This window comes from Pelagerythrobacter sp. Soil_C_18 (assembly GCF_057657235.1).
Genome location: NZ_JBDGIU010000001.1, coordinates 55733 through 69688, shown reverse-complemented (window position 1 = coordinate 69688; position 13956 = coordinate 55733). Strand labels below are relative to the sequence as shown.

The following is a 13956-nucleotide window of genomic DNA, read 5'->3' as shown; positions in this document are numbered from 1 at the left end:
GTGAGTGTTGCGGCAACCGGAGCTATTTCAAAGTCGCAAGATAATCGATGATCGCCTTGCGCTTGTTCGCATCCTTGGTTCCCGGCGCCATCATCCTGGTGCCTGGCATAAAGCCTCTGGGATCTCCCAGAAAGGCATCGAGGTTCGCGCGATTCCATCGGATGTTCGCCCCCTTCATTGCAGGGGAATAGGCGTAGCCGGCCTTGGCTCCCGCCGGGGTGTCCATGACACCGAACAGATTGGGCCCGGCCCCGGACCTCCCTCCACGCTCTACGGTATGGCAGGCCTTGCACTGAGCAAATCCCGGGGGCGGCGTGGGCGCGCCTCGTGGATTCGCGGCGAAGCTGCCGCTGGCTCCCGCCGCGAGCGCCAGCAAAGGCATCGCGAAAGTGAGTGCAGTAATCGGTGCTTTGCTCCGCGCCACCCATTTCCTCCTCGTTCGAATCCGCCTGCCCGTCATTTCCGCTTCATCGCAGATCACGCTAGCCGACGCAAAAAAAATCGGTTATCGCTGAACGACATTAGGTATAAACGCATAAGAATCCAGGGGTGCCGACGTGGAAGCGGCGCACGGAAAAGGAGAGCGATTGTGGCGGCAGCGGTGGATCAGGGCGGGGTGCTCGCGGCGCCGGCAAGGATGAGTGCCTATCAGTATGCCGTCGTGGCGTTGTGCTGCCTCATCAACATTGCAGACGGCTTCGATGTGGTGTCGCTCGCCGTAGCGGCACCGGTCTTGACCGATGAATGGCAGGTCGATCCCGCTCTGCTCGGTGCGATGTTCAGCGCGGCGGCGGTAGGGCTGGCGATCGGCGCGTTTCTGATTGCTCCGCTAGCGGACAAGATCGGGAGGCGGCCAGTAATGCTAGGCGCGCTTGGTACTCTTGCCGCCATGCTGCTGCTAAGCGGCGTTGCCGCGAATATCTGGCAGCTTTTCGTCCTCCGCTTCATCACCGGCGTCGGCTTGGGCACGCTTGTCGTATGCCTGAACACCACGGTTGCGGAGTATGCCAGTGACAAGGCGCGCAACATGGCTCTGGCCATCATGCATATCGGCTTCACCATCGGAATGATGCTGGGCAGCGGGATTGCCGCGCTGGCGCTCGAGATGGCCGGATGGCGGCCCATCTTTCTTGCAGCTGGCGCGCTAAATGTGGTGACCTTCGTGCTCAGCGCCTTCCTGCTCGGCGAGTCGCGCGCGTTTCTGGTGCAGCGGCAGGCGCCGGGCGACCTCGGACGGCTCAACCGTCTGCATCGCAAGATGGGCATCGAACAGCTCGCAGAAATGCCGCCGCGGCCACGGGATGCCAAGCGGCGCGGCGGTGTCCTGCGCGCCATGCTAGCCCCCGAGATGCGAACCCAATCCATCCTCATCTGGGTCGCGTCGGCGACCTACGCCATCGTTGGCTATTTCCTGATGAACTGGAAGCCCACGATCCTGGCCAACGCGGGCCTTACCCCGTCCCTGGCCGCCGCGAGCGGCATTATCACAGGCGCGTGCGGCGCGCTCGGCCATCTAGCAATGGGTGTATGGGGCCGGCGCGTGGGGGAAGGGCGGCTGACGACAATCTTCTTCGCAGCCGCCGCTGTGACCTTGGTGATCTTCGGCCTGCAGCCGCCCATTCCGGTGGCACTGCTCGCGGTGGCCGGTCTCACCACCTTCTTCATCGTAGGGGCCTATACCGGTCTCTTCCTCGTGGCGGTGCTGATGTATCCACCGGGAATCCAGAACGCCGGCGTCGGCTTTGTCGTCGGCTTTGGTCGCATCGGGGCGATCGCCGGGCCGATGATCGGGGGGTTGCTCCTGAGTGCGGGATTCGGACGGATGGACACCTACTTCATCTTCTCGGCGATCGCGGTGATCCCGGTCGTCACCATGTATTACGCCTACCGGATCGCGGCGCGCGTGTCGCATCGGGGAGGCGAAGCCGTTCCAGGAGAACTCGATGCCGAACCCGCCCGTTAAGCTGTTCGATACCCACGCACACTTCTTCACCAATGACACCGAACGTTACCCGGTCGATCTGACTGCTGCGCGCGAGGGTTCCGACGCGATGATGGAACGGCTGAAGAACGATGCGGCTACCGCGCAGCGCCTGCTCGCACTGTGGGACGAGGCAGGCGTCGCCGGCGGTGCCGCTGTCCAGTACAACACAGTATACAAGACTGATAACAGCTATACGATCGATGTCGCCGACGCCCACCCCGATCGCGTGTCGGCGGTGCTGATCCTGGCCGCCGGCGATCCGGCTACGCCCGAGACGCTGCGCCGGATTGCGACGCAGCACAATGTCAGCGGACTGCGGCTGTTCGGCTACCCCGACAGCGACAGGAACTATCCGTGGCTCGATTCCCCCGCAGCGCTCGCCACGTGGGATGTCGTGGCAGAACTCGGCTTGCACATGGTGCTGATGTACGCACCGGGCGTGCCGTCGGAGGCTGCTCTGCGGCGCATCGTGGCGCTGGCGAAACGGTACCCGGATACCGCAATCGCGCTGGATCACTGCGGCTGGCCGAACATCGACCGAGGCGTGGCGGGGATGATCGGACCCGAGCACCGCACGCTCGTCGACGTGCCCAACATCTATTTCAAGTTCACACAGATCAACTTCAATCGCCTGGCGGATGTCGGAATCGATATAGCCGAATTCGTGCAGCAGTTCGTCGACACCTTTGGGGCGGGCCGCATCATGTGGGGCTCGGATTACGGCAATACCAAGACCACTTATCCGGAAATGGTACGTCAGGCGATCGAGGCGACGCGGCTTTTGGACGAGCAGACCCGCGAGCGCGTGCTCTGCACGAACGGCGCGCATCTGTTCGCCGGCCGCGCCGGTCGATGATCGACGCCGCCGATCCGCCCGTTGTCGACGCCCACGCTCACATCTTTACCCGCGCGATGCCATTTACTGACAACGCGTGGGCACGTCCGGACTACGATTATCCAGTCGAGACATATCTCGCCGATCTTGACGCAAACGGCATTGCCTTCGGCGTAGTGACCGCCGCGAGCCTGTTCGGCGACTATAACGACTACACGCTCGCCGCGTTGGAGCAGCACCAGCGATTGCGAGCGACGGTCATGCTCGAGCCTGATACGGGCCCCGCAGAACTTGCGTCGCTGCGCGCGCGCGGCGTGCGCGGCGTACGGTTTCAGATTCCGCTACGGGCTGAGCTTCCGGACCTCGGCGGCTATCGGTTTCGGCGTTTCGTGACGCGGCTGGCGGATGCCGGGATGCATCTCGAGCTCAACCTGGGCGGCGAACAATTGGCGCAGATGTTGCCCGCCCTGGCGGACCATCGGGTCCCGGTGGTGGTGGATCACTTCGGGCTGCTGCGCAGCGAAGGCGAAATGGAAGGGCCTGGCTTTTTTGCGTTGCTGCGCGCAGCGGCGCGGGGGCGAACCTGGATCAAAGTGTCCGCCGGCTTTCGGCTTCCGGCCGATCGATTGGAAGCGTACGCTGCAAGGCTGCTTGCTGAAGCCGGACCGGAGCGTCTGTTTTGGGGCAGCGACGCGCCGTTCGTGGGAGCAGAGAATCGCGTCTCCTACGCAGCGACGCTTGAGACCTTCTATCGCATCGTGCCCGATGCGCGTCTCCGGCGGCGAATGTCAGATGCCGCCTTGCGTTTTTACTTCTTCTGAAGCGTCAGGCCGCCTCCAATGGCACCGCGTTGATGACCTGGGCCTGGGTATATTCTTCCAGCCCTTCTTGGCCCATTTCGGTACCCATGCCGGACTGCCGGAGGCCGCGGAACGGGATGCGCGGATCGATCGCCATCAGCTGATTGACCCAGACGGTGCCAGTGGTCACGCGTCCGGCCACCTCGATCGCCCGAGCGAGATCGCCGCCCCAGACCGTACCACCTAGACCGTAATCGGTGCCGTTCACACGATCGAGCAAGGCATCGATGTCGTCGTACTTGAGCACCGGTAGAACGGGCCCGAACTGCTCCTCGCGCACCAGCGGCGCGTCGTCGGCGATGTCGCGAACTATTGTGGGCGGTATGAAGTACCCGGGCCGATCGAGGGGCGCGCCCCCCGCGATCACATTCGCGGTGGCCTTGCTCTCTTCGATCAGCGCGGCCACCTTCTCGTACTGCTGCCGGTTCTGCATTGGCCCCATTTGCGCGCCCTGGTTGGCGCCGTCGTCAACCACCAGCTCGCCGGCCAGCCGGGCAAGTTCTGCACAGAACTCGTCGTAAACCGCGGAGGGGACATAAGCACGTTTGACCGCGACGCAAATCTGTCCCGCGTTGCGCATGGCGCCTTCGAATACTTTCCCCGCCGCCCAGAGCGGGTCGACGTCGTCGAGCACGATAGCCGCGTCGTTTCCTCCGAGTTCGAGCGTCACCCGCTTCAGCGTCGCGGAGGCAGAGGCGAGAACCTTCTTTCCGGTCGCAGTCGATCCAGTGAACGAAATCTTGGCAATATCCGCGTGGGTGGTCAGCGCTGGCCCGAGTTCATTCTCGTCGCAGATGATGTTGATCACGCCCTGCGGAAAGATCTCCGCGCAGAGTTCTCCGAACATGCAAGTGGTAAGCGGGGTGGTCGGAGCGGGCTTGCAGACCATGGTGTTGCCCGCAACGAGGGCGGGGCCGACCTTGTTCGCCAGCAGGATCAGCGGAAAATTCCACGGCGTGATCGCTGCAATCACCCCGAGCGGCGTGCGGTGCTCGACTACTTGGTTGCCGCCCTGGTCGCGCAGTACTCTGGGCACGAGAGACATGCCGGCGAAGGTTCGCAGGACGAATGCCGAGCCTCGGACTTCCTTGAGTGCTTGGTCGAGCGGCTTGCCCTGTTCGGCCGTCAGCAGCGCGGCAAACTCCTCCGCACGCGAGTCGAGTGCGTCGGCCAGCTGCGCCACGAGCGCCGATCGTTCCGCGGCAGCTATGGCAGCCCAAGCTGGAAAGGACCGCTTTGCGGCCGCCACTGCGGCTTCGAGGATCGCCGGATCCGCCTTCGGGCACCGCGCGAAGGGCTGACCCGTTGCCGGATTGACGACCTCGAAGGTTGCGGTGCCAGGTTGCAGCGTCCCATCGATGAGCAGTCGGAATTCGCGGTCGACGCTCATGCCGGGAGCGCCTCCTGTACCGCAGCGCTCGTACCGTTCGCTGCATCGTCGAGTCCCATGAGCTTCGATGCGTTGCCTCCGATCATCGCGCGGATGTCGTGATCATCGTATTTGAGGTCGATGAGCATCTGGATCACGTACCGCAGCCCCTCGACGGGTGTCGGGTTGCCGACCTGCCCCAGGTCGGATCCGATAATGGTATTGGGAACGCCGCCAGCCTCTATGCACATCTGCAAGCTGTCGTGAGAGTAGTTCTTGCCCTGCACGCCGGCCCACATGCAGCAGCTATGCTCTAGATAGGTGCCCATCCTTGCAAGTTCCGCCATATCGGCCGGGGTGCAGCCGATCAGGAACGTTGGGTGGTTGACCAGAAGTCGGGTCACGCCTCGCGTTTTGGCCTCGGAGAATAACGGCCAGATTTCGCTGATGTGCAGGTGTCCGGCCGAAAGCACGGCATCGTATTCCGCGATCATGTCGAGAATGGGCAGGAGCTCGTCCTTCAGCTTGCCGCGTTCGTCCACCACCGTCAGCATGGTGGGATCGAGCATCTTGTCCTTGGTCGGAAGGAACTGTTTGCGGTGCGAGTGGCGGATGTGGTTGGCCGCAGAAAACGTCGGCATCCACACCAGCCGCGCGCCAAGCTTGAAGCCGTGTTCGACTGCATAGGGATTGATGCCGCCCGTCGTATTGTTGCACGGCACGCCAGTGAGCAGCTTGACCTTGCCGGGCATCACCTCGTCGAGCAACGCCGCGACGGGTGTGACCGAGTAGTAGTGATCCTTGAAGAGGATTGCCCGCAGGCCCGCCGCCTCGCCTTCCTTGATCGCTTCAACGTGATTCAGCCGCCGGGGCATCACGGAAGGGCCGCTGTGACAATGCAGGTCGATCGCGCCTTTGAGAAGCTCGCTGATCCGGTCGCTCATTGTGCATCGTCCTCCTGGTTCGGCATTGGATAGTCGTCTGCGTTGAGCACCCAGCCGGGTTTGGCCGAGAAGTCGTGCCGCGGGGGACAGAACGCATCGAGCAGACGATTGAGCCCCTCGGAAATTCCCTGTGACGTGTGCGTCGACGGCGGCGGGATCACTGCGACGGAGGGGGCGCCGATCTGCTCGTGATCGTCGGGCAGCCACTGGGTCGAATCGCTGATCCAAGGCCAACGAAGATGGTGGATGTAGTCGCCGTCGAGAGCGATCGAATATTGCTCGAAATCGTCGTGATGATGGGGCGACAGGTTGTCCGCGGCGCGTGGCCCCACCCGGCCGTCGCCGAAATTCACCATAATCGTTGATCCGCGGTAGAGACGACCAAACCTCCCCTGTTCAGGGGCAACGTTGCCCGAATAGACCCGCACCTTGCGTCCCCCGACCGGGTCCGGCCAAGCCTTAAATGGCGCAACGTTGGGATCCGGTTCGGCATAGGTCGCCGCATTGACGCATTTGGCTGCAAGATCGGCCGCATTGACCGTGAACAGACGGAGCACGCGGCCGCCCTTCACCACAGTAATCTTGCTGTCGCCTGCAGGAATGAACGCGACACTCTTGCCCCGCGCGGCCTCGCTACCTCCTTCGATGGCGATTTCAATCTCGGTGCCTTCGTCCGGCAGCACGACGGCATATTCGTCTGGCTGGCCTGTGCGTTCGAGCACCGCGCCCGGCTGCACTTCGCTGTACGCCACGATCATGGTCTGTCCCCGAGCGAGCCAGGTCTGGACTATATCGGAGCTTTCCTGGGGCGGCTCCCCATAGAAGCGCGCGTAGCTGGCACGCTTGAAGCTTGTCGGCGCAGGCGTCGTCGACTGCGGTGCGAGGCTGGCTCTCAGATCATTGCGCCCGTACATCGGCTCTCCTCTCGCCGCCTGGCATCCTCGGCCCGCGGCATTTCGTTCAATCTAGAGTCCCCGTTCCGTCTCCGTCTAATTCCTTGTGAAGGATCGCCTGATGCCTTGGCGGTATCGGAATATCCGATGAGGATTCATATCGTGATCCTATCGTACGGCGGCAAAATAGGCATTGGACCTGGCCGTGAACCGGGCCAAGATAGCAGGCAAGCTGATACTAGTCGAGGCGGGAGGAAGGCTTGTCGCAGGACATTGAAGCGCGCTGTAACGGCGGGGACGTCACGAACGCGCAGGATCGCCGGAGGGACGCTTTGGCACGCCTGCTCCGGCCGCGGTCGGTCGCGATCGCTGGCGCTTCGCCCGATTCAGCGGCGATGGGAGGCGTGATCCTCGCAAATTGCGAACGCTTCGGCTTCCCGGGTGATGTTCATCTGATCAGCCCGACGCGCGCCGAGATTAACGGGCGTCCCTGCATTCGTTCAGTGGAAGATCTGCCGACGGGCGCCGACGCTTTGGTACTCAATGTGCCGCGCGCGGCGATCCTGCCGGCCGTGGAAGCGGCCGCCGAACGCGCGGTAGGCGGAGTCATCGTGTTCGCCTCAGGCTTTGCCGAGAGCGGCGAGGACGGGCGGCGCGAACAAGACGCGATCGCCGCCATTTGCCGGGAATCCGGCATGGCGCTGATGGGTCCCAACTGCATGGGTTACGTCAACTACAATGGCGGCATGGCGCTCACATTCGAGCCGGTACACCCGCAGCCCCTCGGCGACCGCCGCAGTGTCGCGATCGTCGCACAGAGCGGCGCAACCGCATCGTGCATCCGCGCAGCGATGCAGGGGCGCGGCATCTCGGTTGCTCTGCAGGCTGCGACGGGCAACGAAGCAGTGGTGCGCGCGAGCGACCTGATTGATTTCATCGTCGCGGAAGGGCGAGCGGACGCGATTGCCCTTTATTGCGAGCAGGTGCGCGATCCCGCGGCCTTCCTCGTATCGGTGCGGCGCGCCCGTGCATCCGGAATACCGGTGATCATGCTCCACCCGGGGCGAAGCAAGCGCGGACAGGAGGCGGCGCAGTCGCACACAGGATCGATGGTAGGTGATTATGCGCTGATGCGCGGTGCGGTCGAAAATGAGGCTGTGGTGATGGTGGACACAATGGACGAGCTGTTCGATGCCACCGCGCTCTTGCACCGGTTTCCCTCGCCTGCTGCCGGCGAACTGGGTGTCGTCACCAATTCGGGCGCGATCCGCGGCATGGCGTTCGACTTCGCTGAAGATATTGGTTTGCAGATCGCCGACATAGCGCCCGCGACGCGCGAGAGGCTGGCCGCATTGCTGCCGGAAGGTATGGAAATCGATAACCCGCTCGATGTCGGAACGACGGGGTTCGCCAAGGGCGACATCTTCGGGCTTTCGACGGCGGTGATGCTCGCCGACCCGGCAGTGAGCGGCGTGCTGCTGCCGATGGCGGGGGGAGGGCCGGCCCAGCAGCGCGCCAAAAGTGAGGCAATCATCCCCGAAGCGCTCGGCTCGTCCAAACCGGTGGCGGTCGCGATAGTGGGAGATCAGTCTCCGCTCGACGCCGATTTCATCAAGGCGATGCAGGAAAGCGAGACGCCGCTCTTCCGTTCGCCGGAACGGGCGATGCGCGCCTTCGGCGCAGCGCGCCGTTACGCCGATGCGCTCCAAAACACTGATGACCGCACACCGGCCGCCACGGGGCTAACAGGCTGGTCGCAAGCCGGGGTGAAGCCTGAGTACGTTGGCAAAGCGTTCCTGCGCGCCATCGGCGTGCGGGTGCCGGAGGGCGGGCTTGCGACGACGCCCGATGAAGCGGCGCGCATTGCTGGCGATATCGGATTTCCCGTCGTGCTGAAGGCCCAGGCGGCGGCGCTCAGCCACAAGAGCGACATCGGAGGCGTTATCCTGAATCTGAAAGACGAAGCCGGGCTTCGAGACGGATGGGCGCGACTGATGGGCAATTTGCATGGCGCGCCTGTCGACGGGGTGCTGGTCGAGCAAATGTCTGCGCCGGGTCTCGAACTCGTGGTCGGCGCACGCGATCATCCCGAGTGGGGGCCTTCAGTCCTGGTCGGGTTGGGGGGCGTGCTGATCGAAGCACTCGACGCGGCCGAGCTTTTGCCGGCCGATATTTCGCACTCTCGCGCGGTCGAGCGAATTCGGAAGCTGCGCGGCGCTAGGCTGCTCGGCGAATTTCGCGGCCGCCCTGCCCGGGACGTCGACGCTGTCGCTGACGTCGTGGTCAAGGTCGGTGCCGCTATGCGGGCAGGGCTCAGTATCGATGAAATCGACATCAATCCGCTGATGGTCTTGGCAGAAGGCGAGGGTGCCGTCGCGCTCGATGCGCTGATCGTGACCGGCGAGTAAATGAGAGGCAAGAGAATGGAAATGACCATGGAAGCGACCAAAAGCAGGCCGGCGCCCGGCGGGCAGAATGTACTGGTGGAGTTTGAGGACGGCATCGCTTGGGTCCATCTCAACCGACCGGAGAAACGTAATGCCATGAGCATCGAACTCGCTCGCGAGATGAATCAGGTGTTGGATGCGCTGGAACTCGACGACCGCTGCGGTGTGATCGTATTGACGGGTAAGGGCGAAGCGTTTTCGGCCGGCATGGATCTGAAAGGTTTCTTTCGCGCATCGGACGCGGTGAGCGATGTCGAAAGACACCGGGCCTACCGCGAAACGCGCGCGTGGCAGTGGCGTACGCTAATGTTCTACGCCAAGCCCACAATTGCCATGGTCAATGGTTGGTGTTTCGGCGGCGCATTCACGCCGCTGATCTGCTGTGACCTCGCGATTGCCGACGAAGCGGCGACGTTCGGGCTGTCCGAGATCAACTGGGGCATCATCCCGGGCGGCGTTGTCTCCAAGGCGATCTCGACGCTTATGGGCGATCGCGAAGCAATGTATTATGTCATGACGGGCGAACAGTTTGACGGCCGCCGCGCGAAAGAACTCGGGCTCGTAAACGAGGCCGTGCCAGCCGATCGGCTGAAGGAGCGTACGCGCGAGCTAGCCAAGGAGCTGCTCGACAAGAATCCCACGACGCTGCGGCAGGCGCGTATGGCCTATAAATACGCCCGCGAGATGGATTGGGAACTTGCGGCCGAGTACCTGACTGCGAAGGGAGACCAGACGACGTTCGTCGATCGTGAAAAGGGGCGCGAGAAGGGGATGAAGCAGTTCCTTGACGAAAAGACCTACAAGCCGGGCCTTGGCAACTACAAACGGGACGGGGAGTAACGCGATGGAGCGACCCAGCGCCGCCCGCGGGGACGAGCTTGCCAGTGTCGTCCCCGCATTCGTCGAGATGACTGACCGTATCCTGTATGGTGAGGTGTGGGAGCGCGAACAGCTGTCGAAGCGGGATCGGTCGCTCTTGACCGTGGCGGCGTTGATGACTGCCAATCGTCACCAACAGCTCGAGGCTCATCTCGGTCTTGCACTCAAAAACGGCGTAACGAAGGAGGAACTGGGGGAGGCGCTTCTGCACTTGGCCTTCTATTCGTCCTGGCCCGCCTCGGTCACGGCGTCGCGGATGCTTCTTGATCTGGTGAATAGGCAGGAGAACGGGCAGCCTTAAAGGCGCGCGTTAGGATCTCAGGCCATCGCTACCGAGGGCAAAGGCCTCTTTGTGCGTCGTTGTATAGCACTTTCGCGGAGAAGCGGCGTTTGTTGGCGGTGGATTGAAGGTCGATCAGTTTTCCCGGGGCAGGGGGGCGATGCCGCGGATCAAATCCGACGCGCGTTCCGCTATCATGATAACCGCAGCGTTGATGTTGGCGCCCAGTACGCTTGGCATCACTGACGCGTCGACGACGCGTAGGCCCGAGACCCCTTTGACTCGCAACTCGCTATCGACGGCAGCTTCGGGGTCGTCGCCCATGCGGCAGGTTCCCGCAGGATGCTGGGTGATTTTCAGGTTCGCGCGAATAAAGTCATCCAGATTCGCCTGCTCGCCGGGGAGCATCTCCTCCTCAATCATGTGTTGGAGCGGTTGCTGCGCGAAGATGCGCCGTACCGCTTCTATACCACCCCGAATGTCGGCGAAGTCCCGCGGAGTTGAAAGCAGGTTGAGGTCGATGCACGGCTTGTCACGCGGATCTCCGGAGCGAAGAGTGACGGTCCCCCTGCTTTCAGGATGGAGCTGCATCACCATCACCGAAAGCACGTGCGATTGCTGTGTGCCCAGTGGGTGCCACAACTTCGCGTCTAACCTGACCGGAAGGAACACGAGCTGTATGTCCGGCCGGTCCAGTTCCGACCTGGTCCGGAGCATGAGTACGCCACTCGTAATCTGGCTCGCAAAGGCTCCCGTGCCTGTGAGGGCCCAGCGCAGCACCGACAGCGCCGCGCGGTCGACGCGCAGCGCCTGCAGGAATGTGGTCGGCTCGCGGGCAGCAAATGTCATGTAAACCAGCGGATGTTCGGATAGATTGCGCCCCACCTCTTGCGCGTCGACCAACACCGGGATGCCCTGGTCGGCGAGGTGCGCAGCAGGTCCGATGCCCGACAGCATCAGCAGTTGCGGGGAGTTATAAGCGCCACCGCTTAGTACGACTTCCTTGCGCGCGCGAACCTCTGCCGGTTGGCCTCGATGGAGGTATTCGGCCCCCACGGCACGACCACTCTCCACTATCACGCGCGTTGCCTGTGCGTTGGTGAGGACAACCAGATTGCGGCGCTTCAGGGCAGGACGCAAATAGGCAGCGGCGGTGCTGGCGCGGCGGCCGCGGCCGTCGACCGTTACCTCGCAAGCTGCAAATCCCTCTTGTTGGGCACCGCTCAGGTCATCGCTCTCCGCAAAGCCTGCGGCGCGCACGGACTGACGAATGGGTTCGGTCAGCAGATGCGTCCCGGGCACAGGGGTTACTGCCAGCGGCCCCTCGGCGCCGTGGTAGCGATCTTCCCCCCGCCAACTTGTTTCCATCCGCCGGAAGTATGGCAGGACATCCGCGTAGCTCCAGCCGGACGCGCCCATCTGACGCCATTCGTCATAGTCCCGAGCGTGACCCCGCATGTAGATCATGCCGTTGATCGATGAACAGCCGCCCAGCACGCGTCCCCGCGGGATGGGAAGCGACCGGCCAGCCAGTGCTGCGCTCGGCTCGCTGGTATATCCCCAGTCGCAGTTGGCATTGCTCGCAGTCATCATGAAGCCGAGCGGCATCCGGAACAGCCAGCTATCGTCCGCACCACCGGCTTCGAGCAGCAAGACCGAATCACGGCCGCTTTCGCTCAGCCGATTGGCGAGGACGCACCCGGCAGAGCCTCCACCCACGATCACATAGTCGAATTCTGCGGACACGTCAGTCCAGCACCTCGGACGCTCCCGGAGCCCTCATTTTCTCTCCGTAGGACGGCATATTTGCTCCTTCGTTGGGATGAATTTCGTTCTGACATAGCAAATTGCATTCGACAAGATATAATGCCGTTGGTTATGATGCAATTGGCGGGTGCCACAGAGATGCGGGTGCCACAGAGATGCGGGTGCAGCGACAGAGTGAGGGGCAGGACATGGGTGCGGAAATGATGAATGCTTCGGCGACACCAAGGGACGCGGCCCTGGCGTTCGCAGCCGGTCGGCACGCGCTGTTTATCGACGGACGGTGGGTCGATCCCGCCGAAGGCCGTCGGTTCGAGACATACGATCCGTCCACCGGCGCCCGGCTGGCCGACATTCCCGAGGCTGGTGCTGCGGACGTTGAGGTCGCAGTGGGAGCCGCGCGCGCCGCGATGGAGCGTGCCGAATGGTGCGAAATGAAGCCCGCAGTGCGTGCGCGATTACTCAATCGGCTCGCCGATGCTCTAGAAGATAACGCGGACGAGTTCGCGGCCCTTGAGACGCTCGACAACGGGATGCCGCTGCGCGATGCCCGCTACTTCCATATTCCCCACGCCGTCGAAACGCTGCGCTACAACGCCGGTTGGGCGACGAAGCTGAACGGGGAGACGATCGCCCTCTCGGGGATGGGAGATTGGCACGCTTACACACTGCGCGAGCCGGTCGGCGTGGTGGCTCAGATCGTGCCCTGGAACGCGCCTCTCGCGATGGCCGTCGCTAAGATCGCACCGGCGCTCGCCGCGGGGTGCGCGGTAATCCTGAAACCCGCCGAAGAGACGTCTCTGACCGCACTGCGTCTCGCGCACCTCATCGCGGAGATCGGCTTTCCCGATGGCGTGTTCAACCTGCTCACCGGCTTCGGCGAGGATGCCGGCGCAGCCCTGACGGCGCACCCGGCAGTGGACAAGGTGACCTTCACTGGTTCGACCGAAGTCGGGAGGCTGATCCTTCGTACTGCTGCCGGCAACTTCAAGCGGGTGACGCTGGAACTGGGAGGCAAGACGCCGGTGATCGTTCTGCCTGATGCCGATCCGAACCGTGCTATCGAGGGCGCTGCTCGATCAATCTTTACCAATGCGGGGCAGGTCTGCAACGCGGGCTCGCGACTGTTTGTTCACGAACGTCTGTTCGACGAGGTGGTGGACGGAGTCGCCAAGATCGCAGATTCGATCAAACTCGGGTCCGGCTTCGATCCGGATGCGCAAATGGGGCCGCTAGTCTCTGCTGCACAGCGCGAGCGGGTCATGGGTTACGTCCAAAAAGGTCTGGACGAGGGGGCGGCGCTGCGCGCGGGCGGGAGTCCGATTCAAGGCAATGGTTTTTTCGTCGCACCGTCTGTGCTGACCGGCACGAGCGCCGAGATGTCTGTTCGGCGAGAGGAGATATTCGGCCCAGTTCTGTGCGCGATGTCCTTCGGCAACGAGGATCTCGATCGCATCGCAGCGGAGGCAAACGACACCGATTACGGACTTGGCGCTGTGTTGTGGACCAACAATCTTTCCGCTGCGCATCGGCTCGCACGCAAGATCAAGGCCGGCACAGTGCGGGTGAATGGTGGCGGACTTGACCCCGCGCTCCCCTTTGGCGGCTTCAAACACTCGGGTTGGGGCAGAGAGAACGGACGCGAGGGAATCGACGCCTACACCGAGACCAAAGCGGTGGCGATCGCCCTCTAAGGCGCAA

At 63.0% G+C, this 13956-nt stretch carries 12 protein-coding genes; 7 read left to right on the top strand and 5 right to left on the bottom strand.

Going from position 1 to position 13956, the window contains the following annotated elements; all coding sequences use genetic code 11:
• Positions 1-22: 22 nt before the first annotated feature.
• On the bottom strand, positions 23-424 hold the full coding sequence (locus AC3A5N_RS00305) for a c-type cytochrome (RefSeq protein WP_487735310.1): 402 nt from the start codon (positions 422-424) through the stop codon (positions 23-25).
• 165 nt (positions 425-589) lie between these two features.
• On the opposite strand from AC3A5N_RS00305, the gene AC3A5N_RS00300 reads away from it, so the two are divergent.
• The 3 genes from AC3A5N_RS00300 to AC3A5N_RS00290 are packed head-to-tail and all read left to right on the top strand — an operon-like array spanning position 590 to position 3640.
• Positions 590-1963, top strand: coding sequence for an MFS transporter (locus AC3A5N_RS00300; RefSeq protein WP_487735309.1), 1374 nt, complete (start codon positions 590-592; stop codon positions 1961-1963).
• Positions 1944-2840 carry an amidohydrolase family protein gene (locus tag AC3A5N_RS00295; protein ID WP_487735308.1) on the top strand — a complete coding sequence of 299 codons (897 nt, stop codon included), beginning with the start codon at positions 1944-1946 and terminating at the stop codon, positions 2838-2840. Before AC3A5N_RS00300 ends, AC3A5N_RS00295 begins: the two co-directional genes overlap by 20 nt.
• Positions 2837-3640, top strand: a complete 804-nt coding sequence (locus AC3A5N_RS00290) for an amidohydrolase family protein (RefSeq protein ID WP_487735307.1) — start codon at positions 2837-2839, stop codon at positions 3638-3640. The genes AC3A5N_RS00295 and AC3A5N_RS00290 overlap by 4 nt, the downstream gene beginning before the upstream one ends.
• Positions 3641-3644: 4 nt before the next feature.
• Here AC3A5N_RS00290 and AC3A5N_RS00285 read toward each other — a convergent pair whose 3' ends face one another.
• The 3 genes from AC3A5N_RS00285 to AC3A5N_RS00275 are packed head-to-tail and all read right to left on the bottom strand — an operon-like array spanning position 3645 to position 6906.
• Positions 3645-5069, bottom strand: a complete 1425-nt coding sequence (locus AC3A5N_RS00285; protein WP_487735306.1) for an aldehyde dehydrogenase family protein — start codon at positions 5067-5069, stop codon at positions 3645-3647.
• On the bottom strand, positions 5066-5992 hold the full coding sequence (locus AC3A5N_RS00280; protein WP_487735305.1) for a DUF6282 family protein: 927 nt from the start codon (positions 5990-5992) through the stop codon (positions 5066-5068). Before AC3A5N_RS00280 ends, AC3A5N_RS00285 begins: the two co-directional genes overlap by 4 nt.
• Positions 5989-6906, bottom strand: coding sequence for a cupin domain-containing protein (locus AC3A5N_RS00275; RefSeq protein WP_487735304.1), 918 nt, complete (start codon positions 6904-6906; stop codon positions 5989-5991). The genes AC3A5N_RS00280 and AC3A5N_RS00275 overlap by 4 nt, the downstream gene beginning before the upstream one ends.
• Positions 6907-7145: 239 nt before the next feature.
• On the opposite strand from AC3A5N_RS00275, the gene AC3A5N_RS00270 reads away from it, so the two are divergent.
• The 3 genes from AC3A5N_RS00270 to AC3A5N_RS00260 are packed head-to-tail and all read left to right on the top strand — an operon-like array spanning position 7146 to position 10512.
• Positions 7146-9293, top strand: a complete 2148-nt coding sequence (locus tag AC3A5N_RS00270; protein WP_487735303.1) for an acetate--CoA ligase family protein — start codon at positions 7146-7148, stop codon at positions 9291-9293.
• A gap of 27 nt (positions 9294-9320) precedes the next feature.
• Entirely contained in the window at positions 9321-10172 is an 852-nt protein-coding gene (locus AC3A5N_RS00265; protein WP_487735302.1) for a p-hydroxycinnamoyl CoA hydratase/lyase, read from the top strand.
• A gap of 4 nt (positions 10173-10176) precedes the next feature.
• Complete coding sequence (locus AC3A5N_RS00260) at positions 10177-10512, top strand: carboxymuconolactone decarboxylase family protein (protein WP_487735301.1); 336 nt, start codon at positions 10177-10179, stop codon at positions 10510-10512.
• Between the two features lie 114 nt (positions 10513-10626).
• On the opposite strand, the gene AC3A5N_RS00255 is transcribed toward AC3A5N_RS00260, so the two are convergent.
• Positions 10627-12237, bottom strand: coding sequence for a GMC family oxidoreductase (locus tag AC3A5N_RS00255; protein WP_487735300.1), 1611 nt, complete (start codon positions 12235-12237; stop codon positions 10627-10629).
• 209 nt (positions 12238-12446) lie between these two features.
• Here AC3A5N_RS00255 and AC3A5N_RS00250 point away from each other — a divergent pair, with 209 nt between their 5' ends.
• A complete protein-coding gene (locus tag AC3A5N_RS00250; protein ID WP_487735299.1) occupies positions 12447-13949 on the top strand; it encodes an aldehyde dehydrogenase family protein in 1503 nt (500 codons plus the stop codon).
• The last annotated feature ends 7 nt before the right edge of the window (positions 13950-13956 follow it).